The 22,817-nt window shown below is 61.2% G+C and carries 22 protein-coding genes and 1 pseudogene; 21 read left to right on the top strand and 2 right to left on the bottom strand.

The features are described 5' to 3' along the window. Window positions 1-143 precede the first annotated feature (143 nt). The 13 genes and pseudogenes from secA (at window position 144) to QP045_RS01480 (ending at window position 12,159) form a co-directional block, all read left to right on the top strand. On the top strand, window positions 144-2,705 hold the full coding sequence (secA, locus tag QP045_RS01540) for a preprotein translocase subunit SecA (protein WP_422513189.1): 2,562 nt from the start codon (window positions 144-146) through the stop codon (window positions 2,703-2,705). 100 nt (window positions 2,706-2,805) lie between these two features. Continuing rightward, window positions 2,806-4,527, top strand: coding sequence for an exodeoxyribonuclease VII large subunit (locus QP045_RS01535; RefSeq protein ID WP_422513188.1), 1,722 nt, complete (start codon window positions 2,806-2,808; stop codon window positions 4,525-4,527). Between the two features lie 780 nt (window positions 4,528-5,307). Then, on the top strand, window positions 5,308-5,529 hold the full coding sequence (locus QP045_RS01530; RefSeq protein WP_422513187.1) for a hypothetical protein: 222 nt from the start codon (window positions 5,308-5,310) through the stop codon (window positions 5,527-5,529). A gap of 461 nt (window positions 5,530-5,990) precedes the next feature. Then, window positions 5,991-6,344, top strand: coding sequence for a hypothetical protein (locus QP045_RS01525; protein WP_422513186.1), 354 nt, complete (start codon window positions 5,991-5,993; stop codon window positions 6,342-6,344). 105 nt (window positions 6,345-6,449) lie between these two features. Further along, entirely contained in the window at window positions 6,450-6,683 is a 234-nt protein-coding gene (locus QP045_RS01520; protein WP_422513185.1) for a hypothetical protein, read from the top strand. Next, complete coding sequence (locus QP045_RS01515; RefSeq protein WP_422513184.1) at window positions 6,680-7,345, top strand: AraC family ligand binding domain-containing protein; 666 nt, start codon at window positions 6,680-6,682, stop codon at window positions 7,343-7,345. Before QP045_RS01520 ends, QP045_RS01515 begins: the two co-directional genes overlap by 4 nt. A 237-nt stretch (window positions 7,346-7,582) precedes the next feature. Then, a complete protein-coding gene (locus tag QP045_RS01510) occupies window positions 7,583-8,308 on the top strand; it encodes a hypothetical protein (protein ID WP_422513183.1) in 726 nt (241 codons plus the stop codon). Between the two features lie 56 nt (window positions 8,309-8,364). After that, window positions 8,365-8,490: pseudogene (locus QP045_RS01505) on the top strand (transposase domain-containing protein); the annotation flags it as partial. A 19-nt stretch (window positions 8,491-8,509) separates the two neighbouring features. Beyond that, window positions 8,510-8,761, top strand: a complete 252-nt coding sequence (locus tag QP045_RS01500; RefSeq protein WP_422513182.1) for a hypothetical protein — start codon at window positions 8,510-8,512, stop codon at window positions 8,759-8,761. 364 nt (window positions 8,762-9,125) lie between these two features. Next, window positions 9,126-10,754 (top strand): type IV secretory system conjugative DNA transfer family protein, encoded by a 1,629-nt coding sequence (locus QP045_RS01495; protein ID WP_422513181.1) that lies wholly within the window; start codon window positions 9,126-9,128, stop codon window positions 10,752-10,754. Continuing rightward, window positions 10,751-11,326, top strand: coding sequence for a hypothetical protein (locus QP045_RS01490; RefSeq protein ID WP_422513180.1), 576 nt, complete (start codon window positions 10,751-10,753; stop codon window positions 11,324-11,326). Before QP045_RS01495 ends, QP045_RS01490 begins: the two co-directional genes overlap by 4 nt. Before the next feature lie 212 nt (window positions 11,327-11,538). After that, window positions 11,539-11,766, top strand: coding sequence for a hypothetical protein (locus tag QP045_RS01485; protein ID WP_422513179.1), 228 nt, complete (start codon window positions 11,539-11,541; stop codon window positions 11,764-11,766). A gap of 3 nt (window positions 11,767-11,769) precedes the next feature. Next, the gene (locus tag QP045_RS01480) at window positions 11,770-12,159 is read left to right on the top strand and encodes a hypothetical protein (protein ID WP_422513178.1); all 390 of its coding nucleotides are present in this window, start codon (window positions 11,770-11,772) and stop codon (window positions 12,157-12,159) included. 91 nt (window positions 12,160-12,250) lie between these two features. Here QP045_RS01480 and QP045_RS01475 read toward each other — a convergent pair whose 3' ends face one another. After that, window positions 12,251-13,216 carry a S8 family serine peptidase gene (locus QP045_RS01475; RefSeq protein WP_422513177.1) on the bottom strand — a complete coding sequence of 322 codons (966 nt, stop codon included), beginning with the start codon at window positions 13,214-13,216 and terminating at the stop codon, window positions 12,251-12,253. Window positions 13,217-13,353: 137 nt separating this feature from the next. On the opposite strand from QP045_RS01475, the gene QP045_RS01470 reads away from it, so the two are divergent. The 4 genes from QP045_RS01470 (at window position 13,354) to QP045_RS01455 (ending at window position 15,267) form a co-directional block, all read left to right on the top strand. Then, the gene (locus tag QP045_RS01470; RefSeq protein WP_422513176.1) at window positions 13,354-13,872 is read left to right on the top strand and encodes a hypothetical protein; all 519 of its coding nucleotides are present in this window, start codon (window positions 13,354-13,356) and stop codon (window positions 13,870-13,872) included. A 38-nt stretch (window positions 13,873-13,910) separates the two neighbouring features. Beyond that, window positions 13,911-14,291, top strand: a complete 381-nt coding sequence (locus QP045_RS01465) for a hypothetical protein (protein ID WP_422513175.1) — start codon at window positions 13,911-13,913, stop codon at window positions 14,289-14,291. Between the two features lie 160 nt (window positions 14,292-14,451). Then, the gene (locus QP045_RS01460) at window positions 14,452-14,760 is read left to right on the top strand and encodes a hypothetical protein (RefSeq protein WP_422513174.1); all 309 of its coding nucleotides are present in this window, start codon (window positions 14,452-14,454) and stop codon (window positions 14,758-14,760) included. A gap of 126 nt (window positions 14,761-14,886) precedes the next feature. Continuing rightward, entirely contained in the window at window positions 14,887-15,267 is a 381-nt protein-coding gene (locus QP045_RS01455) for a hypothetical protein (RefSeq protein ID WP_422513173.1), read from the top strand. Window positions 15,268-15,363: 96 nt separating this feature from the next. On the opposite strand, the gene QP045_RS01450 is transcribed toward QP045_RS01455, so the two are convergent. Continuing rightward, on the bottom strand, window positions 15,364-15,660 hold the full coding sequence (locus QP045_RS01450) for a hypothetical protein (RefSeq protein ID WP_422513172.1): 297 nt from the start codon (window positions 15,658-15,660) through the stop codon (window positions 15,364-15,366). Window positions 15,661-16,159: 499 nt separating this feature from the next. On the opposite strand from QP045_RS01450, the gene QP045_RS01445 reads away from it, so the two are divergent. The 4 genes from QP045_RS01445 (at window position 16,160) to QP045_RS01430 (ending at window position 22,732) form a co-directional block, all read left to right on the top strand. Beyond that, window positions 16,160-18,490 (top strand): hypothetical protein, encoded by a 2,331-nt coding sequence (locus tag QP045_RS01445; RefSeq protein ID WP_422513171.1) that lies wholly within the window; start codon window positions 16,160-16,162, stop codon window positions 18,488-18,490. Between the two features lie 403 nt (window positions 18,491-18,893). Continuing rightward, on the top strand, window positions 18,894-19,559 hold the full coding sequence (locus QP045_RS01440) for an outer membrane protein (protein ID WP_422513170.1): 666 nt from the start codon (window positions 18,894-18,896) through the stop codon (window positions 19,557-19,559). Between the two features lie 96 nt (window positions 19,560-19,655). Beyond that, a complete protein-coding gene (locus tag QP045_RS01435) occupies window positions 19,656-21,443 on the top strand; it encodes an ATP-binding protein (RefSeq protein WP_422513169.1) in 1,788 nt (595 codons plus the stop codon). Between the two features lie 440 nt (window positions 21,444-21,883). After that, window positions 21,884-22,732 carry a M23 family metallopeptidase gene (locus tag QP045_RS01430; protein WP_422513168.1) on the top strand — a complete coding sequence of 283 codons (849 nt, stop codon included), beginning with the start codon at window positions 21,884-21,886 and terminating at the stop codon, window positions 22,730-22,732. The last annotated feature ends 85 nt before the right edge of the window (window positions 22,733-22,817 follow it).

Raw genomic sequence — 22,817 nt, 5'->3', positions numbered from 1 at the left:
CGACATCCGCCTGCCCCGCCGCCAGCCCACGCTGTTCCCGAACTCTAGGTTCCATCCTATAACTGCCGTTACGGTACCGGTCGGCGACGCCTCTTCTAGGTGAGCGCTCGCCGCCGGCATATGACAAGTCAGGACACACCTTCATGCTAGCTGGCATCGCCAAGGCTCTCTTCGGGTCATCGAACGACCGTTACCTCAAGCCGCTGCGCGGCCTGGTTGCGCAAATCAATGATCTCGAGCCCACTGTCTCTGTCATGAGCGATGACGACCTTCGCGGTCAAACCCTTCGCTTTCGCCAGCGGCTGGGCGCCGGCGAGACGCTCGACGCGCTCCTTCCCGAGGCGTTCGCCACCGTTCGCGAGGCGTCCCTTCGCGTGTTCGGTCAGCGTCACTACGACGTGCAGATGCTTGGAGGCATTGTCCTTCACCGTGGGCAGATCGCCGAGATGCGCACCGGTGAAGGCAAGACGCTCGTTGCGACGCTGGCGGCATACCTCAACGCTCTTCCAGGCAAGGGCGCTCACGTCATCACCGTCAACGATTACCTTGCTCGGCGTGACGCCGAAACCATGAGCAGACTATACCGCTTCCTCGGGCTCAGCGTCGGAGTGGTGGTTCCAGGCATCGAGGCGGAGGAGCGCCGAGCCGCGTACGCCGCCGACATCACCTATGGAACCAACAACGAGTTCGGGTTCGATTACCTTCGGGATAACATGAAGCTCGACCGCGGGGATCTCGTTCAACGGCCTTTCCACTACGCCCTGATCGACGAGGTGGATTCCGTTCTGATCGACGAAGCGCGCACTCCTCTCATCATCGCTGGCCCGACCGAGGACCGATCGGAGCTCTATGCCGGCGTCGATGCGGTGGTGAAGGAGCTGAACCCGGCGGATTACGAGGTCGACGAGAAGCGTCGTTCCGTAGTCCTGACGGAAGAATCGACAGAGAAGGTGGAAAGGCTGCTGGAAGCAGCGGGGCTGCTCTCGGGTGACAATCTATACGATTATGAAAACACCCAGGTCGTTCACCATCTCGCTCAGGCCTTGAGAGCGAACACCGTCTACCGACGTGACGCAGACTATATCGTTCGTGACGGACGCATCGTCGTGATCGACGAATTCACCGGCCGAATGATGCCAGGCCGCCGTTGGGCGGATGGGCTGCACCAGGCCGTCGAAGCCAAGGAAGGGGTCGAGATCCAGGCAGAGAATCAAACGCTCGCCTCGGTGACCTACCAAAACTACTTTCGGATGTACCCGAAGCTCGGCGGCATGACCGGCACCGCTGCCACCGAGGCCAACGAGTTCCACGACATCTACAAGATGGCAGTCGTCACCATCCCGACCAACCTTCCGGTGCGGCGGATCGATGAGGAGGATCAGTTCTACAAGAACCTGCAGGAGAAATATGCCGCAATCGCGCGCACCGTCCGTGAGAGGCAGGCGGCCGGGCAGCCGGTTCTCATCGGCACCGTCTCCATCGAGAAGAGCGAGTTGCTCTCCCAGTACCTGAGCGATGAAGGCGTCTCTCACCGCGTGCTGAATGCCCGCTATCACGAGCAGGAGGCCCACATCGTCGCGCAGGCCGGCCGTGCAGGGGCGGTCACGATCGCAACCAACATGGCCGGCCGAGGCACGGACATCCAACTCGGTGGAAACCTCGAGTTCCGGATGCTCGATGAGTATCCGACGTTGGAGGTGGGGACTCCCGCGTATGACGATGCCGCAGTCGTCGTGCGGCGTGAGATCGCCGAGGAGAAGCGTCTGGTCCAGGAGGCTGGAGGTTTGTTCGTCCTGGGCACCGAGCGGCATGAGACCCGTCGCATCGACAACCAGTTGCGCGGCCGTTCAGGCCGCCAGGGGGATGCGGGCCTAAGCCGCTTCTACCTGTGCCTGGAAGACGACCTTCTGCGCATCTTCGGCGCCGACTCTCTGCTGGGCAAGATGATGAACAGCAATCTCGGCGAGGGGCAGGCCCTCTCGAGCCCGATGTTCACCAAGGCCATCGAGAAGGCTCAACAGCGGATTGAAGCCCGGAACTACGACAATCGTAAGCAGGTCGTGCAGTTCGACGACGTCATGAACGACCAGCGGAACGTCGTGTACGCCCAGCGGCGCGAGATTATGGATGCTACGCGTGTTGACGATCTCGTTGACGAGATGCGCGAAGAGACGGTCGCACAGCTAGTGTCTGAAGCATGCTCTCAAGGATCCTACCCGGAACAGTGGGACGTCGAGGATCTGGCTCATCGGGTGACGGACCTGTTCTCACTGGACTTTCCGATCACGGATTGGCGCGAGCAGGAGAGTGTCGACCCTGAATGGATCACGCAGCGGCTCTTGGACGCGACCAAGAGCGCTCTCGCCAGCAAGGCCTCGGACGCGGACCCCGAAGCCTGGGTCGAGATCGAGAAGAATGCGATGTTGCGATCTTTCGATCACCATTGGAAGGAGCACCTGGCTACGCTCGACGCGCTTCGCCAGGTCGTTCATCTGCGCGCTTATGCCCAGAAGACGCCCATCAACGAGTACAAGCGCGAATCCTTCATGCTGTTCGAGCGGATGCTCTCGGTCATTCGGGAGGATGTGCTTCGCCGCCTCTATGCGATGAGCATTGAGGACGCTATTCCTCCGGCCAAACCGGCGGCGCCAATTCCCGCTGAGGATGAGCCCGGTCCCGCTGATCGACCTTTGGTCGAGGGCTGAGTAGCGCGGGTCTGGAGGCATCCGGCATGCGCTTCACCTTCAGACCTGCCCCAGACATGGAGAAGCCTCATATGAACCAGCCGTCAATCGAGCGGGCCTTATGAGCTCGCAGGACCGCAATTCGTCAATCAGCCTGAAGGCTTATCTTCAGGATGCCGACGCCGCCGTGCGTGAGTTGCCATCCCAATGGGTCCGATGCGAACTTCACACACTAAAGGTGAGCGACCGGTTCACCAAAATGGAGTTCATCGAACTCGACGGCCAGGGCAAGCAGGTTGCCAAGGCAAATGGCGGCTGCTTCCCAAACGTCTGGAAGCGCATCGACGGTGCCTTTCGAGATGCCGGCCTGCCGCTCGAAGAGGGCTCTCAGGTCCTCGTCAAGCTGCAGGCGGCGATCAACCCGGCGTACGGGTTCAACGTAAGCGTGCTCGAGATCGATGTTACCTTTGCCCTAGGAGACCTCAACGCCCGCATCCAGGCCATTCGCAAGCAGCTCAAGGATGCAGGGCACTGGAGCCGGAACCGGTCTCTTGCCCCGCCAACCGACTTCACCAGGGTGGCGGTTATCTCACCCTCGGGTGCAGCTGGCCTCGGCGACTTTCGATCGACAGCTGACAGGATGACGCTCCTCGGCCTCGTGCAGTTCGATTACTTCGAGGCGCCGTTCCAGACGCGTGACGCGCCGGCGCGTATCGTGGAGCTCCTCCGGGGCATCTATCGGGACTGTATGGATCCGGACACGCGCTACTGTGCAGTTGCGATCATCCGGGGTGGTGGCGCCTCCGCTGATCTCGCATGGCTTATCGATCACAAGCTCACCGAAGCTGTGTGCCGGATGAATGTTCCGGTGATGACCGGCATCGGGCACGAGCGCGACAAGAACCTGCTCGACGAAGTGTCGTGCATCTCGTGTGACACCCCATCAAAAGTGGCCGAGTATATCACCAGTGCGGTAACCCGGTCGGCCATGGCAGGGCAGCGCGCCTATGAGATCATCCTCTCCCAGGGGGTACGCACACTCGACGCAGCACAGGCCGGGTTCGCAGAGGCGCGGCATGCAATCGACCGCGACGCCAAGGAGACTGTGCGGCTCGCGGACAATGCCGTGCGAGCGGCCGCAACTGGTATTGAGCCAGGAGCTCGAGCGCTCCTCGACGACACCCAGCAGCTGCTTGCCCATGCCTCCGAGCATATCCGCATTCTTGCCGGAGAGCGCCGAGAGGATGCCTCGGGTGCATTGCGCGACATGAAGCGCTACATCCAGCAGAGTACCGAGGCCTCGTTGAGAGAACTCGAGCTCGGACGTGGCCGGTCCGTCAGTGAGATCTCGACGCGCGTTGAAGCTGTCCCGCAGGCAGCCTTGGACGAGGTCAGGCGACTTGCGGATCAGATCAAAGCCTTCGCGGTCCAGACGCTAGACGACTGCACTGCCTCCATCGCAATGGCAAACGATCGCGCCGACGCACTGCACCCTCGCACCGTCCTGGCCGCTGGCTACGCTATATTGCGAGACGCCGTGGGATCCCCGCTCGTTGGCATTGAAGCCTTGCGAAGCGCTGGGACGCTTCAGGCTGAGACGCGCGACGGCATCATCGCCCTTGCCCCCATCACGACCGACAGGAAGGAAGACGACAATGAGCAGCGTAGCGATAAGAAGCCCAGAGGAACCGGCGCCGGAAAAGTTCGCAGAGGCCTACGAGGAGCTCCAGGCGATCGCAGCAAGGCTGAAGCCGAACCAGGGGCAAATACCGGACGTCGACGCAATCGAGCCGCTGATCAAGCGAGCGAACCTGCTGGCGAGGCACTGCCAGGATCGCATTGACGCTGTTCGCGCCCTAATTGGCGATCAGGCCGGCGAGCGTTGAATGCCATACGCCCTCGCAGTGCGGCCAGGGCGCTGCGAGGGCATATGGTAGGGTCGATATGCGTAACCCGCGCATACGCCTTCGGGCCGGCCGCCGCGACGTGTAGGTCCTTTAAACCCGTATACGCGTCCGAACATCCCGAGTGGAGCTGTCTATAGCCGGCAGAGTTTTCACGACCGGCTCTTGCCTCACTCAGTGGCACCGCCGACCAGAAACTGCCTTCAACGCCAGATAAGCGTCACAGTTGCTGCTCACAAAGGCGCCAAGAAAATGGTCATCCTTAGACCACGGTCGGCACCAGCCGGAACTCCCTTACCTCCTCGGGGGGTAGCGGCACTTGGTCAGACGGCCTTGCCAGCGGGGCCGTGATCACACGGCGCATCAGGATCTTATCGCCGGGAGCTACCTGCGCTGCAGCGGACAACGGGACACGCGACCCCCGACAGGAGAAGCATGAGGGCACGCGTGCGGAAATTGTTCAAGGCGGCCTCGGCGTAAGGTAGTTTCTGGATGGGACGACTGTCTCCTGAGACTGGCAAAGTCAAGCGCCCTTAGCCGGCCGCTCGCTACGATGGAGCTTTGCCCTCCCCGACGCGTCATCCTAAAAGATGGGCGAATCTTCAACGTGGGACCAAATCGCCATGCACCTCCGACCTGTCGCCATTTTCGCTGTCCTCGCGCTCACCGCGTGCGGCAAAGAAGAGCCACCCAAGCCAACCGGACCGGATTATTCGAAGATGGCCTCCATCCTTGAGGTCGAGAAGGTGGTCCCGGCATCGCTGAAGATCTCCTACCAGAACCTCTTTTCGTGTCGGTACGAGACGGCGACCAAGGATGGCGAGCCCGGGCCGGAGCTCAACGCCAAATACGCAGTCGACGTCCTGGAGGCGGTGAAGAAGGATCCCGCAGCAGGCGATAAGTGTCTGAACGCTCTTCGGGCAGAGCCCGAGAAAAAGTAGGTATGGCATCTGGCGGTGTCGCTCGAGCTGGCGGCACCGCCGCCTTTGCAAGTGCTTAAAGCTGGCGGCGGAGATGTACCGACGCGATTGCCCTTCCACGCTGCTGCACCTGGACGTCCGGTTTGCTCAAGGGGCGGGCCAGATGCCGGGTATCTGGCGCTACTTCGCATCGCTATCGCATCACTCGTTGCGAGGGCGTGCTTGCGGGGCGCATCCCCTGCCTTCGCAAACCTCCGACCCCGACCAGGACATCGAGTCCCCAAGCTCTAACTGCGGCTCACACTCACGACGGACCGGCCCGACAGATCGTGAGCGATGTGCACGAAATCTGGATGTGTGTCGCTCGACACGTGCCAGCAACGCATGAGATGATCCATCCTCAACAAGGAGTTCCTATGCCAGCAAGGCGTCGTCCGAATTCGAATGATAATCACGCATACCAAGACACGCTTGCCAGTGTCATGCTGGACGCGGCGATCCAGGCCTCGAACCGTACCCAAAGCGAGATCCGCCGCGCCCTCGGCTACAAAAGCCGCTCGCAGCTGAGCCATTACGCTACCGGCTTGTATCCCGTCCCGATCGGCTCCGCCGAACGCATCGCGGAGGAGGTAGGTCTCGACCCCAGATCCTTCCTGATCGCGGTCCTTCGACAGCGTCACCCCGAGGTTATGGGCGAGATGCTCGTCCCCTGCCCCTTTGACCCGCAGGAGATCGCCGCAATGCGTGCCCGACTGAACGAAGAAGGCAGGCCGGCTGCGCTCGACCTGCTACTGCACATACAGCCGCCGGTGCCGCACTCTGTCCTGAAGGCCTGAAGCGCACTGCAACTGCCTCTACGAATTTCCAACTCGCCGAGGAGCAGATCAAGGCGCGACCTAGAATGCGATAAGGATGGGAAAAACATGAGGAAAATGCGCGGAATGGATCTGGCTGACGTCCTGGCGACCATGACCGGAACGGGTGCGGGCTCCCGCGTTGTGACCATCGCTGAGGTCCCGGAGGAGCAACGCGAAACCGTGCGCATGAAAGTAGCTGAGATGGACAGGCAGGGCCTTGGCCCGGCAACGATCTCGCGACGGGCCAACGGTAGCTACTCGGTGTTGTCGGGCGTGAAGATGAGCCGCAGCCTCAGCCGTTCGGTGCGCAAGCCATGATCGTGACTGCGGCGGGTCGGGAAACCACAATGCTATTAGAGCCACGCTTGGACGAGGCCGCGTCAACACCTGCCCTCCTGGCCTCGGAACGGCTGCTGACGCAGACAGCCGCGGGAGATCAGCGAGCGTCCCTGGGCGCTGCAACCGCGTCGCTCGCAGTCGACTTCGTTGCTCCGAGGATCCTTCCGGACGCCGTCAAGATCGCCCCAGGTGTGGCGGATGATGTCCGCGCGTACCTCAACGAAAACTGTCGATCGTACCTCGATCAAGAGATCACGTTGAGCAATGGGCCCTTTCTCACCCTTAGGTGTGGTGATCTTTACGCCCATCGAGGAGGGATCGCAGAGCACCAGGATGGCGCTGGCTACACGTACGGGCTGGTGGTCATCGCCGAGGGCCGGCACGTGATGTTTGTCGGTGACGCTGAGTTCGAGTTGAAGCCTGGCACTATCTTCGTGATTAACTCTGACGAGCCGCATGGCACTCGGTCCGATGGAGATGGCATGATCGCCTTCGTCACCCGCGACTTCTATCACAAACGGACGACCGACCCTCGCGGTACAACGGCAGCGCGACCGGGGACGACGTGTAACCTTCCCGGGGTGTCTCCGGAGGCGTTTGCGCAGAGAGCTTACGCAGAGCTCGTTCACCGGCTGTCATAAGCGCGGGTCCCGTCCCCTTATCACGAAGTTTTGCGCGCACAAAGGCAAGATCCATGTCTTGACCACTCGTATCGGTAGATCCTACAACATCTCTAGGCCACACCGCAGGCCTTCCGCCCGCAACGGCGAACCCACCGGGAGCGGCGACAAATGTGAACCTTCGACCGTCCAACCTAGTCGGAAGTGGTCGCCAGCGGGCAGCGAGCGCAAATCCGACGAAGGCAAGGACCGCGTTCGATGAAGACCATTCGGAATCTCAAGAAGCAGGCACGTCTGCGCGCTGTAGCGAACGGAACTCCGCATCAAGCCGAATTGAATGCACTCGCCCGCGAGAAGGGCTTTGCGACCTGGGGCGACTTGCAGCGTTCACTCCGTTCGGCCCGCCCCTCCCCGTCCGTCCGACCGTACGAGCCGATCTCACTGGAGGAGGCGGCTCGCATGGAGGAACACTACGAGCGCCTTCGCTACAATCTGCAGCCGATTGACGACCCCGATGCCGAACTCCAAGATATGCTTGACGGCTGCGCGGCTGCACGTCGGGTCCGTGGCCATCTCGTGGTGGCTCGTCCGACCGAGGAGCGGGAAGTAGAGGTCATCGAACTGCTGTGGATGTACCAAGACGAGAACCCGCGCGACCCCCGGCTTGAGGGGATAGCGTTTACTCCCTTTATCGACCCTGTAGCGATCGAGCATGCTAACTCGCACGGGCAGACGCTCGTTGCTGGTTCGGGCGGTATGCATCGCGAAGCGTCTAACGGCCTGTTTCTCGTGCACAACGCCAAGCAGAAGCTGTCGCAGTTGAACGCGCTCTATTCCAAGCGTGACAAGCAGGTGATCGACATGACTTTGGCAAGCGCCATCATCTCGCAGCATGTCGGCGAGAGCCAGCCCGAGCCGTCTTCTGGGCGGCCAACCATAAGATGGAGCAGCCGCCCTCTATTCGCTGATAGGAGCGAACTCTGATGCCTACCATTCGCAAGAGCTGGTGGAGAGGCGCTCCTCCCAAAGGAGGCCGCAACGACCCGCAGGCCTGGCTTGCCGACGTACTCGCCCGTATCGCCGACATACCCCAGTCCCGGCTCGACGAATTACTGACCTGGAACTGGCAATCATGTAAGTCAGAGTTCGTCGCAAAGGCGGCATGACCGCATAACAGGAGGCAAAATGGGCAAAAGGCTTTATGAGTGCGAGTCCGAGCATGAACAAACCGCTTGGGCGGTATCGCATCTGAAGGCAGGTGGAGCCATCAGCGATGTTTCGCTCTGGCTCGCCGGAATTGACCGCCCCATGCGCCTGCTTGCAAAAACCAAATCAGCTCTGCGGGAGGAAGGTCTCGTCGTAACCAGTAGTATGAAGAATGTCCGGGACGCTGCTGGCGAAACTCACGACGTCCTGACGTGGAGAGTCGAAAGGTAGCCGACTGAGCGTCGAAACCGCTTCCCGCAGATCAACGCGGCCCTCTCCGGATGCTTACTGGCGACGTCGAGCACCCGGCGGATAACGTACTCCTTGAGATGCCAAATTTCGGCAAGAAGTCCCTTGAGGGAATGCGGTCTGTTATCGCCGGCTATTTGGAGAGAAATCGAGCCTGACCCCACGCGCCGAGGGGCAAGAGCAAGGCGGCCCCTTCGGCAAGTATTGACGCGCCTACCAATTTCATCCAGAAAGAAGGCACGGCCCACGCGGGGGCCGGTCGTCCGCCTTGACGAACCCGGCCTGGGACCGCTGATCGACCAGGCCCCCGACCCTCCCAACGGGGCGCGGCGCGCATGAGCGGACGGTGCGATCCAAGAAGCCCTATCTGGAGCGTCGTCACGCCATGACTCACAACAAATCGCGCATGATTGCGGACGCCAAGCGCGCCGCCCGCCGCCTCGCGCGAACTCGCGCCGAAACCTACCAGGAATGCCTCGACATCGTGGCTCGGCGAGCCGGCCGCGCCCACTGGGGCGCCTTCCTCGCCGATCCTGCTGATGTCCGGTCCGGTGGCGAGCCGGCTACGCAGCTCGATGCTATGCCAGGCTCCGCATTGATCCAGCAGGGCGCCGGAGATCCACGAGCAGGGCCGAGGGGCGACCGCGCGCCGATCATCGCCGGCTCCTCTCCTCCCGTGCGATCGGAACCATCGGGCGAGGACCGGATCCTCAACGTCCGAGGCGGGGAAGGTATCGTTCTAGGCGTCGCCGATGAGCGCCTTGTTCGCAGCTCGCGCCAAGCCGCAGTGCTTTGCGTTGGTGAGCCGGCCGTCGGTAAGACGATGAGCATCGTCCTGCCGACCATCGCGCTGTCACCAGATGCCTCTCAGATCATCCACGACCCGAAGCTGGAAATCCTCCGTGCAACCCTGTCTCTTGATGCCCGAACGGAATCGCGCATCTTGGTGCTGGACATCTCGGCTCAGGCACCGCTGCAGGGCGGCGAGACCATTGCCTTCAACCCTCTTCATCCGGACTTTGCCGTCGATGAAGACGTTTGGGGCCACGCGCTCCGCGTCGCTCGCGTCTTGGTGCCCCTGGGTGGCCGCGGTACCCCCTACTTCCAAGAACGCGCACGTCTGCTGCTCGCCGCACTCTGCTCATATCTGATGCTGCATCCGCACCGCATCCCGACTGACGGTTATCGGACTCGTATCGCCTCGCTTCCCGCTGTCGTCGATTGGCTATCCAGCGTCCTGCGTAGTGGCTTGGATGACGCTCTGATGCTGGTTGTAGAAGACTGCCTCGCGTCCGGGGCGCCGGCGCAGATTGCATCCGAGGTGACGCCACTCATCAGGATGGCGCCAAGAGAGCGTAGCGGCATCCTTGGTACTGTGGACCAGGCCCTGATCATCGCGAAATGCTCGTTGGTGCGCAAGGTCCTTGATCCAGTCATGCCGGACGACGGGGCATCGATCATCCGCGCGTTCGCTGACCGGGACCAGGCGACAACCGCCTTCATCTATCCTCAACAGAACCTTGGCGCAGGCCCGCTTGCTGCGCTTGCCCTTGACCTTGTGGCGAGATGGCGTTCCGAAAAGGGCCCTTCTGCGAGGTCACTCCAGATCATCATCGACGAAGCGGCCAAGCTGCCTCCAATCCCGGAAATCGAGCGCATCCTCTCGGATGGCGCCCCTCCGGGCACAGCCCTGCTAATCGTGGACCAGCGCCTTCCACTGGCGCATCCACGGCGCTGGTGGGGAAAAGATCCAGAGTGTTGCCCCCGCTTCGACCAGGTTGTCAGCATGATCCGCGGCGTGACGACCCAGGATGCTGGAGAGATCGCCGAACTGGCGGGCATGCAGGAGCGATCCAGCCTTGAGCCTCAGCATCTCAACGCCTCGTTCGCCCATCATGTGGTCGTCGACGCAGGTGGCCCGCGCCCGCTCGCTACGCCCCACGTTTTCCCAGAGCATACCGGAGAGAGTGAATGAGCGGCTGCAACCCGCGGAACGAGAACGTTCGCGAGGTGATCGTGACGTCGGAGGACGGCCGGCGAATGGCAGTCAGGGTGCTTCCACTGCGTGGTCGCACACATCTGAGCATCCTCGACGTGGATAACCCGCCGTGGTTTTTTACTCAGGGCACGTTGCCGCCCACGACTAATGCATGGCTCAAGGCTGTTGCCGCGTTTCCCATTGAAGAACCCGACTACCATTGGGACACTCCTCGGTACCGCGAGCTGTGTATCGAGGGAGGCTTGGATCCGGATCACGAACGGCCAGAGTTTCACCCGGCTGATGCTGCTGCGTGCGAACAACTCGTCCAGCTGGTGAACCAGACCGCCGACGCCCTGCCGCCCGCCGGCCTCAGCATCGTCATGGATTTGGTGGAGCTGTTGCGGGTGGATCGCCAGTCGGATCAAGCATCTATTGCCGGGCTTAGACATAGCTTCCTGGCGCTTAGCCAAAGAGACGCTCGCACTGCCGAACGACTTTTGGATCTCGTTGAGGGTATCGCCGGCCGCGGTCGTGCGACTGAGCTCTTGTCGCCCGTGGGGACGTAAACCCGCGGCACCCGCCATGTTTACGGTCGTAGAGGTCATGAGCCCGGCCAGGATCGCTGATCTTGGTCGAGGCGGCGTGCGGAATCGGGAAGGAGATGTAGAGTGGCCGAGGACGATTGCCGTTTCATGCCCTGGTACCGACTATGAGATGGTACGACGGTAGCTCCAGGTGGGCCGTCATCGAAGCTACGTTGCGGAACGACGGATACGCCTTGCGCTTCTCGTGCGCGAGCTTTGACTGTCCGCCCGACGACCTGATTTATACCGGCAACGAGAGCGGCTGGGAAATGCGCCGCCTGATCACCGACTGGTGCACACGCAATGCGGTGACCGAATACCGCATCCTGCGGAACACCAGCTACCATCGGGATCTACATGGGCCACGTGTCTACGAACTGTGGACAAAAACAAACCAGAAGCAGAAGCGGAAACGGATCTAAGCCATGTTCGGAGATGATGAACCGATCCAGGTCTGGCGCGAGTTGGACGAGGCTGGGCTCCGCTCGTGGGCGGCCCAGTACGTGGGATGGGCTACTACTGAAATGAGCCCGCCAGACCTCCTCCGATGGACGCTCGAGGAGCGGCAACCACTTGAGCTGTTCCGCCAGACCTCCACCGACTGGGAGGCATTCTACCAGGACGAGATCGTGCGCGGAGGTGGATCCGATCCCAGCTTCGCCGATCTCGAATTCCATTCACCGGTGGTGATCAGCATCGAAGGAGGCGGCGTCATCATCTGGGATGGGTGGCACCGGCTCGCTTGTGCGATCCATCGGGGCGATCAGACCATCATGGCCATTGTCGGGACGGAGATCTCCGGAACGTCGAGCTAAGTCCGACGCTCCGGAGAACCTGGTTTTCGCGCTTCCAAACTGCACCGACGGGGTGCGTAGTGAGAAGCCAAATACTACAGCAACGCGCGGCTCAGAAGCCTGGCCCCTGCCCTTGGGCCGAGATCGCTGCCAAAGCGGGACGCGCAGTCAGTTGCGCGGATTGAACCACCTGCCCTTGGACCGGGGCTTTGAGGGACGCGAGATGCGCGACAACCTCCGGGGTGGAGAACGCTGCAACCATACCGCGGCCGCCGACGGTTCGGACTGCTCCGTAGCGAGATGGATCAGAATACTTCGTCATCCCCTGGCGGACATCATCCACCGTTAGAGATGGATCCGCCTTGGTAAGGAGCACGCCGTATGCAGCGGCCTTTCCGACAGCGAAGGACGCGCCAGCCCACTGGCCGTTTTGCCCCTGCTGGTTGCCGTCGATCGCGAAATCAACCCACGAGGCCCAGTCCTTCCGGTGGGCAAGCGCGCCGCGTGAACCGTTGTCGTCGGCTACCGATATCGCCCCCTTGTTCGCGGCCGGATAGATGCCTTCATCCCGTTCGGAGTTCGGAGTTGCGGCGAAGACGACCATGCCTGCCTTGCGGAACTGGTTCACGATCGATTCCCCGGCCTCTTTGTTCTCTATGCCGAAGGCGGTGATCACGACCTTCACGCCATTCTGCTTCAGGACCGGGATCGCATCGGTGATCGCCTTCCTGTTGAACGTCATGCGCGAATTCTGCTGGAGAAACGGATTGACTGAGTAGATATCAATCGCGGACGATGCGTTCATCTTGCGATACTCGCTGACGAACGCCGAAGCCACGTAATCGCCATGGTCCCCATTCCCGTTGCGGCTCTTGGCGAACGTCCGGCCCTCAGGGGGAGCGGGTGTAAGATTGATAAAGCGCACCTTAGGGTCGGGATTGTCGATCTTGTCCGCGGAGATGTCGATGATCGCGACCGCGGCGCGATCGGCACCCGGAGCAGTGATTTCAGCCTGTGCGGGGACGGCGGAGGCAAGCGCTGCCCCAGCAAGAAGGCCCTTGAGGAAATTTCCCGACATTGTGACTCTCCCTTTGGTCGGAGAGTAGCGTATCCGAAAACGTTATCGGATGGGAAGTGTCGGGACTCAGTTCATCCAGAACTGCTGAGGCGACTGCAAGCGTGGCTCGTGTGAGAAGGGTACGAAAGGATTTCTGAATGACTTCCAGAAACGAGAATCTAGAGATCGTCCGGTCAGCACTCTCGCGCAGTTCCGAACATGTGACGGCCCTGCATGTAGATGCCCGTCACTGGGGCGCCGCAAGGCCGGTCGTGCTGGCGTTCCGAAACGCTGGTATTGATGTGCAGAGCCTTAATCAGGCTTGCGAGGAACACGGCCTCGTAAAATGGCTCGCCCGAGGATCAGATCCAGCGCTCGTTCTGCCTCGGATCTTCGCCGACAAAGGTGTGAAGATCATTTATCTGACGGGCTGGGGCTCGGATCCGCGATCTGCAGACGCGCTTCTCGCAGCCATTTATCCCCACGTCGCGATGCGGGGCAATCTGCGTCTCGTCGTGATGAACAACGCGGCCCCTGTCCCAGCGGGTTTTGCGCCAGCCCAAGCGATCGCCCATGCCGACCCGGAACAATTCGCTACCCACATCGCGCGGCTCGCCCGTGTCGATCGTGGATTGGTCGATGTATATCGGCTGGAGCGTGAAAACCCTGAAGATTGACCCCGGGTCTGCCCACAATGAGACAGAAAGGATCGAAAATGAAGACAGCCGTCGTGCGCGCCAGCGACCTGCTGAGAGAAGGCCGGTGGGACGCCGGCTTCCATATTGCTCGAAGCGAACTGGCCGAGGCCATGGACTCCCTGCGCGGGCGCTATAGCGAGCAGCAAGCAATCGATCTTGTCGATAGCATCCCCCTTTCTGAGAAGGCTTCGCTGACGATCCTGCGCACGGGTAGCGGGGCGCGAGGCATGGGGGCCGCGGAAGCGCAGGAGGTGACCCGTAGGTATCCCTTTCTGTCCCTTGCTTTGGTCGCCAGCGAGGCAGATGCGAGCATGCGCCGGATTCGCAGCGAAATCGAGCGCAACCAGAAAGCCCTGGCCGTCCTCTTTGAACTCTCAGACGAGGTGCAAGGCGACTGACGATGCCAGTCAGTTCTTTGTCCTGAGAGACATTGCCTGACCTCATCTCGGATCGAGCGCGCCCGCTTAACATCGATCCAGGCCAGCCAGGCGGCGGAGCCTTAGGACCTCGATGCAGCGCCTGTTGAGTTCATCGTTTGAAAATCGAGAGGATGCAAAAATGGCGACCGATCTCACTGTTCCCCGGACCACCCTTACCCAGTTGGGCGGCAACCGCTTCGTGGCCATGACGGGCGCGAAGTCTTTTGCGGGAGATAGCAACAGCCTGACTTTCCGGCTTCCGGCGAGCATGACGAAGGGGCGCGCTACCGGGATTCGCATCGTGCTCACGGGCAACGACGACTACACGCTTGAAACCTTCAAGGTGGTGAACCACGCTGTAACGCGGCTGGAGCTTTGCGAGTGCGTGTACGTCGAAAATCTGAGAGAGACGTTTACCGAAATGACCGGCCTCAGCACCCGTCTGTAGGGCAGCCGCGAAGTCCGCCGATGCGACATACTCAAGCCAAGTGAGGGTGCTCCTTGGGACTGAGACCAATCAGCACAGATGGCAGTCTCGTTCGACAGCCGTATAAGCGAAGATGAAGGAACACAGATGGCCCGCTCCATAGATTCGATTGTCGCAGCGCACCGAACGGCGCGTGAGCTCCGCGCCGCGGGAAAACCGATCTGGACGTACACGGCGGAGATCCGGCCGATCATCAACGAAAGTCGGGACCAAAGCGTCGAGCGGGTGGTAGACGTCGCTAACCGGATCGCGCGGACGCTGCGGGAACGGCTCCCGGCTGCATTTTTCGATGTCACGAGCGACGACTACGAAATGCACCTCGATGAAGCGGTCGAAGACCTCGAGAGCTACACGGTCGCGAGCCTGAGCAAGCCCGGAGGCGAAGACGTCGAAGCTGTGGAAATGTTGAACGGACGCCTCGAAGAGCTTTACGACTGGGCTGACAGGGCACGCGTATGGCTCGGCTGACGAGCCTTGCTCGCGACACTGATCGCCGTCATGCTAATGCGGCTGGTAATACCCCGTCCCAGCCTTTCTTGACCTAGGCTGAGCCCCGCAACCGCCTCAGGGGTCGGGTGGGCGGGTCTGCATCGCCGCGCGATAGAATAAAATTTTCGGTTCTTTAGCCTGGCACCCCGCTATCGATCTGAGTGCCGGCCGCAAGCCAAGCCTCAAAATATGCTGTGGCGGGAACACTTTACGGCGAACCCTGACTTTCTCCTGCCGCCGAAGGGGGATCCGGGGATCGAAATCGGGACAAATGCCGGGCCGTTCAGAGCGCATTTCCGGATAATCTTTGCGTGTTTCAGGATGGCAAAAGCCGTCCATTTGTCCTAAAAAGGCAACCATGTCTGTACGCACCCTCCGCCTCCTCGCCTCCGCAGCCATTCTGGTTCCGTCTCTGGCTCAAGCGCAGTCGCAGTCCAGTGACGTCGTCATCATGCGGAAAGCCATTCCTCGTTCAGGAGCTGGCTCGACCCCCGCACCAGGTACTCCCACGCCGGGAGGCCCGATCGTCGACCCGGGTGGTCCCGGGGTTTGGCGAGCCGGTGACTGGACGTGGTCGTCGACCGAGATGTGCACCAACGCTGCGCCTCAGCAGCGGCTCGTGGAATGCGTAGCGAACGGCGTGGTTGTCCCTGACGGGCGTTGTGATGCGTCGGCTAAGCCCGAGACAGAACGTATGGAGCCCCGGACCGGTGGCTGCTTCAACGTCTGGCAGCCAAGCCCTTGGAGCGACCCTGTTCCAGCGTGCGGGCAAACCACGCAGAGCCGAACGATTACATGTGTTCGGTCCGACGGTACGCCTCTCTCCGACGATCAGTGCGAGACGCGCAAGGGCGAAACCGTCCAGCCAAGCGTGGACTATAGCCTGTGCACCAATGAATGGGTGTCGGGGCCGTGGTCAGAGTGGGATTCGTACTGCTCCCCGAGCGCCGAGCGCTACCGACAGGTGCGTTGCGAGCGCTCTGACGGCACGCTGCTTCCGAACGAACAGTGCCCTTCGGACAGCCGGCCGGCGACCATGGAAGAGGCGGGCGTATTTGAAAGTTGCGGGTATCGCTGGGAGGAATCCGAGTGGGTCTCGGCGGGGCCTGTCACCATGTGTGGCAGTCACGAACAGACGCGGATCGTGCGGTGCGTGAGCGAAAGCGGGAGCGGAGCCGAGGACTCGCAATGCGGCGGCGAAAAGCCTGAGACAAGCCGCTTGTTGGAGACGACGGAGGACTGCACCTACAGGTGGGAGTTCACGCCTTGGACGGAAACACCAGGCTGCGGCAAGGTCGAGCAAACACGGACGGCAGCGTGCATCCGTAGCGACGGCAAGTCCGTCGACGCGGAGATGTGCGGCGGCAATCCCGAAACCGTAGTGCAAGACGAGGATTATCGGGCGTGCGGCTTTGACTGGCAGATATCGGCGTGGAACGAATGGGATAGCGCCTGTTCTTCGAAGGCCGTGCGAAATCGCTCGGTGAAGTGCATCCGTTCTGATGGAAAGCTTAGTGCTGACGCAAACTGCGTGGGCCCCACCCCTCCGAGCACCGAGCAGAGCGAGATCTATTCCGGTTGCTCCTATGACTGGACCACGACGCCGTGGTCGAAGCCACAAGGATGCGGTCAGGTAACTCAGACGCGCCAGGTCACCTGCACTCGCACTGACGGCACGGGCGTCGAAGGAACGTTCTGTGACTCTGCTACCCGCCCTGCGGAGGCCGAAGTGGTCACCGACTACGGTGCCTGCTCGTATCGCTACGAGGCGTCCGAGTGGGGGGCGTGGAGCTCGACCTGCCAAGCTGGGGCTTCGCGCAACAGGACTGTGACGTGCGTCCGGGATGACGGCACCCCTGCCGCGGAAGAAGCACTTTGCCTTGAAGCCGGCACGAGGCCGGTCAGCACAGAGATCTCGGACATCTACACCGGCTGCTCGTACGAGTGGGGCTCAATGGGATGGAGCGCACCCACTCCTGCCTGCGGCAACACCACGATCACAGAAACTTTCGCCTGCCGCCGCAGCAACGGCGCTGTCGTGAGTGACGATCATTGCGAGGGCGCTCGCCCCGAGAACACCGCTCAGGTCCAAGATTACCGGGCCTGCCAGTACTCATGGCATGCAGGTGCCTGGGGGGCATGGGACTCGAGCTGTTCGGATCAAGCAGCCCGTGTCCGCGAAATCACGTGTCAGACGAGCACCGGCATCGTAACGCGGGATCATTCCCTGTGCGAAGGAGATGCGCCAAGCAAGATCGAACGGTCGAGCAACTATAGCGGGTGCACGTACGAGTGGGATCCCGGGCAGTGGACCTCCGCCGCATATTGCGGTCCAGTAACGGAAACTCGGACGCCGGTCTGCCGGCGGACTGACGGCCTCGCCGTGCAAGACTACCTGTGCACTGGTGAGCGCCCAATCACCGAACGACAGGGTACCAACTACAACGCATGTACCTATGCGTGGGCCACCGGTGCATGGTCCAACTATGATTCCGCCTGCTCGGCAACGGCGACGCGCCGCCGCGCGGTGGAATGCGAACGGTCGGACAAGACGATTGTCGAAGACAACAAGTGCACCGGTGTTCGCCCGGAAAAGCTTGAGCAGACGAGCATCTACACGGGCTGCGAGTACAAGTGGACGACGTACCCTTGGCAATCCACCTACTCCTGTTCTGAAGCCGACGTCCAAACGCGTCGAGTTGAATGCACTCGCATTGATGACATCTCGTCCACGGTCTCGGATTCGTTCTGCTCGTCGATGGGGCCAAAGCCAGCTGCCTCCCAGACGGTGATAAACGTCGAAACCTGCACTACGTCGCTTGTGAACGGCGGGTTCGAATCTGGCCTGACGGCGTGGAACTACTCGATGCCCGTTACCGCGACGGCTACGTTGGCTCATGGCGGTAGCACCAGCATCAAGATGGACCCCAACGGACAGCTTCGTCAGTATATCCAAACGGTCGCTGGGAAGACGTACACCCTGAGCTATTGGGCGTACATCAAGCGCGGCTTGTTCATGAACTCCTACGGCGCGCAAGGTAAGGTGATCGAGAACCGTCAGCTTACCAACACCGACTACCAGTGGGTGCATCATACCGGTACGTTCGTCGGAACCGGCTGGATCGTCCAGATCGGCTTCTATCACTACGCTCCCTCCGGTGGTTCGTCTTGGCTGGACGACGTGACGGTAACCGCCAACTGAACGTTGGTCCGCGCTACCACTGTCGTAGGTGCGTCCGTAGACGCGTCTGCGCAGGGGTAGTGCGGGCGTTTTGGAGTTGGAAAAGAGCGGCCGCCGATCGCGATCAGCGCCAGACGATAGCAGAGACCGTGCACGCGCTTATTTCAGCGTCGCGCCGCCTGCCCTGAGCTTCCCTCCGAACCTGTCTCGCCCACGGCCCTGATAGGGCGTGGCAAATGAGTAGGCAGAGCCCGGCTCGACGCCTGCAGACCCGTAAAGCCTCGGGACACCAGCGAGATTACATGCCCTGGGGGCATGTCACCAAACGTGCGTCCCCTTCATGGGGGCAAAACGTGCAGCCACCTCCTCAGGGAGGCGCCTCAACAGCTGATCTGACAGTCAGCCATCCACCAAGAAAGACATTATGAAGATCTCCAGGCTCATCCTCGCAGCTGCGGTTGCCGTCGCCTTCACCGCCCCCGCCCAGGCTCAAATCGTCAACGAAGCTTATGTCCCGGCCGAAGCCGTCTTCGGCGGCATCCGGGCCGAAGGCCAAGTCGGCTATGACCGCAATTCCTACGACCTCAAGGTTTCCACGGAAGCGGGCACGCCCTTCACCACTGCCAGCGTGAACTCCAAGGGCGCCTCGTTCGGCGCCGAGCTCGGCTACGATGTGCAGATCAACCGAGTGGTATTCGGCTCCTACGTGGGGGGCGAGTATAGCACGGCCGAGCTGTGCAGTGAGGTCTACGGTACGGACGAACTGTGCTTCAAGTCGAAGCGCAACCTGAATGTCGGCGCTCGGCTGGGCTTCGCTTTCGCGGGGGACGCGCTCGTCTACGCAAAGGGCGGCTATTCGAACGGCCGCGTCTCGGTCGAGTACACCGATTTCGCATATGACGAAAGTGTCCGGGCCGGCGTGAACCGGGACGGCTTCCATGTCGGTGCCGGTGTCGAATTCCCGATCGGTCGTTTCTACGTGAAGGGCGAATACCTGCACGTGAACTATTCCAAGTACCGCATCGACACCGCGACGTTCATCGACGCTAGCCGCGACCAGGGCAGGTTCGGCATCGGCTACCGCTTCTAATCGAAGCGCACGACGCTGGGGCGCCGGAGCAGATCTCCGGCGCCTTTATCATCTGCTCGTGAACTCACCTCGCCTGATGTCTAAAGGAAACAACCCATGACAAACTCGAAAAGTGCGGAGCGCCGCACCTTCGTGATGCACCCGAACCTGCTGTTCGATGTCATTACGAAACAGGCTGGCACGCTTCAAAAAGCAATTCTCGAAGGCGTCATGAACGGCGTGGATGCGGGAGCAACCCGTATCGATATCTCGATCGATACGGGTCGGGTCATCATCTCGGACAACGGCAAGGGCTTCACGGATCGCCATGAGATCGAACAATACTTCGAGACCTTTGGTACTCCGCACGAAGAAGGTGATGCGGTTTACGGTCGTTTCCGCATGGGCCGCGGACAGATGATGGCGTTTGGGGTCAACCAGTGGACTACGAACACCTTCGTGATGCAGGTCGACATCAAAAACAAGGGGCTGGATTACGACCTCGTCGACAGCGTTGCCTCATCCAAGGCTTTCAGTGGCTGCCGAATCAAAATCGACCTTTACGATGCACTTCTGCCGTCGGACTGCGATTCCATCCAGCGGGATCTGAAGCAGTGGGTCGCCTACGTCGGCACCCCAGTTTACCTGAACGACAGGCTGATCAGCGAGGATCCATCCTCTGCGAAGTGGGATGTCGAAACCGACGACGCATGGTTCAAGTTGGCGCCTAGCAAGGGCACCCTGGCCATCTACAATCTCGGTGTCCTTGTGACACATGCGCCGGCGCATCGCTTCGGCACCGGCGGGGTTGTCGTCTCGAAGAGCCGCCTGGACGTCAACTTCGCCCGCAACGACGTGCAGAATACCTGCAAGGTATTCGCCGGCATCAAAGCTGAGCTCCGACGTCATTCAGATACGCAGGTGACCCGCAAGAAGCGCATCACAGAGTACGAGAGAGCGCACCTCGCTGGTAGGATCCTCGAAGGAAGTGTTGACCCGGCGAGGGCGATTGAGGTTCCGGTCATAACCGATGTGGAAGGGCGTCACCTATCGCTGAACGATTTTGCCCGGAGAATCCAGCACGCAGAAAGGGTGTTCGCTACCCCGCGTGGCAATCGTCAGGCAATCACCGTCGCGCAACAGATTCTGGGCACCGCAGTCGCGCAAGAGACGCTCGATCGCTTCGATGCAAAGGACATCTACGACTTCATCGCGAAGTTGCGTAACGTAGTGTCGACCTGGGCCGGCGAGAGCGGCTCGTATCGTGACAACCAACCATATAATACCCTACGTGCCGCTCTGGCCCAGGCGAAGGCAGTCGACGTTTCTGTGTTCGACACCCTGGTCACCGAGAGCTTCGAGCCGATCCCGGAAAAGAAGCTCAACCCTCGCCAAAAGATTTTAAGGCGTGTGCTCGAAGCGGGCATGTACCCGATCGCGGAGGCCACCCGACAGCGTCCCCGGAAGATCGGTATTGGACACTCTGATGTCGCACAGGCGTGGACAGACGGGGTTGGCCATGTGTGGTTTAACGAGAACATGCTACCCCTGATCGGCGAAGGATATCAGGGCTGCACCCGCCTCGCGGCTCTCATGCTGCATGAGTTCATGCATGAGGGCCCGGACACGGACACGCACGAGCACGACGGTGAGTTCTACAAGCGCCACCATGATCTCTCGCTCGACACGGATGCAATCGGCAAATCAGTCGCTTCCATGATGCGCTATCTCGCTTACGACGCCCGGAAGCGGGGTAAAGCACCGGTCAAGCGTGTCTCCCTCTTCGAAGATATGGAAGCGCGTATCGTCCAGGAAGGCGGCTCAGGATCAAGCGGAAGCGAAGAGGTGCTTGCGCTCGTACAAGGATCCGCAACGAATCTCCCCGAGGTCGCCGCCGCCCCATAGGAGCACGCTGACGGCCGAGGCAGGCGCAGACTCGCCGGGCCGTGTGCCTGGGCGATCGCGGCACGGGTCGTAAGCCGACCAGAAGGCTTCCGCTGAGCCGAGAACCATCCTAAAACCGTTCCTGAGCACGTTTGTGCGACCAGGATGGAAAGATGAACTCCGCAGCCTCGAAAGCACCGCTCGGCGACGAACACCCTTTGATGTGGCGTCGCACAGTCACGCGCCGCCCCGAGAAGGTCGCTCGCACGCGTCGGGACGTCCTGCGCGAGACCGTGGAAGCACGGCGGTGGGTTGGACACGGCACTGCGGGAGTAGGCCTCCTCGCCTTCCTTGTTGCGGCTTTCTCCGTTTACGGCGAGGCTAGTGGCAGCAGAGCGTCGGCTGCGGCGCCAGCCGGTACTCCTTACCCCGCAATAGCTACTTGGGGTAAGCATGACACGGTGGCGACCGCTCGGCACGGCGCCCCGGCGGCTGCTGAGATCGAGCCCCTGCGCATCTATGGCAAGGTCGATGTCGATCTACGCCCCGCCCTTGAAACCGCCGGGGTCCCCGACGGCGAAGTCGAGCAGTATGTAAAGCTGATCTCACGTGAGGTGTCGCCGGACACCGTCGGCCCGGGAGATCGTTTTGACGTTGTGCTCGCTCGGAAGTTGAACGCGCAAGGACAGCCTGAGATCGGGAAGATCATGTACGCCGGGCTGTATCGCACCGACGGTGTGAACGTACGCCTCGCCGAGTGGCAACTCCGCGGGCGCCGGTCCTGGTTCGAAGCAGAAGAGGTCGGCCGGACGTATCAAGCGATCCAGCGGCCCGTGCCCGGGGTTGTGTCCTCTAACTTTGGACCCCGGCATCACCCCATCCTGGGTTATACCCGGATGCACAAAGGTATGGATTTTCGGGCTGGCTACGGCACGCCGATCCTCGCGGTTCAGACGGGCTATGTAAGGACGGCCGGCTGGAACTCCGGTGGCTATGGAAATCACATCGAACTTCAGCATGGCGCCGGTCTTACAACGACATACTCGCACATGAGCCGGCTTACGGCCCGTGCTGGGCAATTGGTCCAGCAGGGGCAGATAATTGGCTACGTAGGCGCGACCGGGCTCGCGACAGGCCCTCACCTGCACTACGAATTGCGGCGCCACGGGCAAGCGATCGATCCGGCGACTGTGAAGTTCACGTCCACCAGCCAGCTGACAGGGAGCGATCTCGCGGGTTACCGGGCACGGCTCGGTCAACTGCTATCACTGCCGCTCGGACGATCGCCCGAGAAGCCATGGATCTCCTGACGCAGCTCGACCAGCGAAGCGCAGGTTCTGGCCGCCCTTTTGTAGGATAGAGCCCAGCAGGCTTCGGCGGCGGTCAGAGACAGCT

It is taken from the genome of Sphingomonas sp. 3-13AW (genome assembly GCF_049311085.1).
Classification (GTDB): Bacteria; Pseudomonadota; Alphaproteobacteria; order Sphingomonadales; family Sphingomonadaceae; genus Sphingomonas.
This window is presented reverse-complemented; position numbering and strand designations above follow the sequence as displayed.

Coding starts and splice junctions, on each gene's coding strand:
- secA (WP_422513189.1), top strand. CDS start 144: ATGCTAGCTGGCATCGCCAAGGCTCTCTTCGGGTCATCGAACGACCGT.
- QP045_RS01535 (WP_422513188.1), top strand. CDS start 2,806: ATGAGCTCGCAGGACCGCAATTCGTCAATCAGCCTGAAGGCTTATCTT.
- QP045_RS01530 (WP_422513187.1), top strand. CDS start 5,308: ATGGCCTCCATCCTTGAGGTCGAGAAGGTGGTCCCGGCATCGCTGAAG.
- QP045_RS01525 (WP_422513186.1), top strand. CDS start 5,991: ATGCTGGACGCGGCGATCCAGGCCTCGAACCGTACCCAAAGCGAGATC.
- QP045_RS01520 (WP_422513185.1), top strand. CDS start 6,450: ATGGATCTGGCTGACGTCCTGGCGACCATGACCGGAACGGGTGCGGGC.
- QP045_RS01515 (WP_422513184.1), top strand. CDS start 6,680: ATGATCGTGACTGCGGCGGGTCGGGAAACCACAATGCTATTAGAGCCA.
- QP045_RS01510 (WP_422513183.1), top strand. CDS start 7,583: ATGAAGACCATTCGGAATCTCAAGAAGCAGGCACGTCTGCGCGCTGTA.
- QP045_RS01500 (WP_422513182.1), top strand. CDS start 8,510: ATGGGCAAAAGGCTTTATGAGTGCGAGTCCGAGCATGAACAAACCGCT.
- QP045_RS01490 (WP_422513180.1), top strand. CDS start 10,751: ATGAGCGGCTGCAACCCGCGGAACGAGAACGTTCGCGAGGTGATCGTG.
- QP045_RS01480 (WP_422513178.1), top strand. CDS start 11,770: ATGTTCGGAGATGATGAACCGATCCAGGTCTGGCGCGAGTTGGACGAG.
- QP045_RS01475 (WP_422513177.1), bottom strand. CDS start 13,216: ATGTCGGGAAATTTCCTCAAGGGCCTTCTTGCTGGGGCAGCGCTTGCC.
- QP045_RS01470 (WP_422513176.1), top strand. CDS start 13,354: ATGACTTCCAGAAACGAGAATCTAGAGATCGTCCGGTCAGCACTCTCG.
- QP045_RS01465 (WP_422513175.1), top strand. CDS start 13,911: ATGAAGACAGCCGTCGTGCGCGCCAGCGACCTGCTGAGAGAAGGCCGG.
- QP045_RS01460 (WP_422513174.1), top strand. CDS start 14,452: ATGGCGACCGATCTCACTGTTCCCCGGACCACCCTTACCCAGTTGGGC.
- QP045_RS01455 (WP_422513173.1), top strand. CDS start 14,887: ATGGCCCGCTCCATAGATTCGATTGTCGCAGCGCACCGAACGGCGCGT.
- QP045_RS01440 (WP_422513170.1), top strand. CDS start 18,894: ATGAAGATCTCCAGGCTCATCCTCGCAGCTGCGGTTGCCGTCGCCTTC.
- QP045_RS01435 (WP_422513169.1), top strand. CDS start 19,656: ATGACAAACTCGAAAAGTGCGGAGCGCCGCACCTTCGTGATGCACCCG.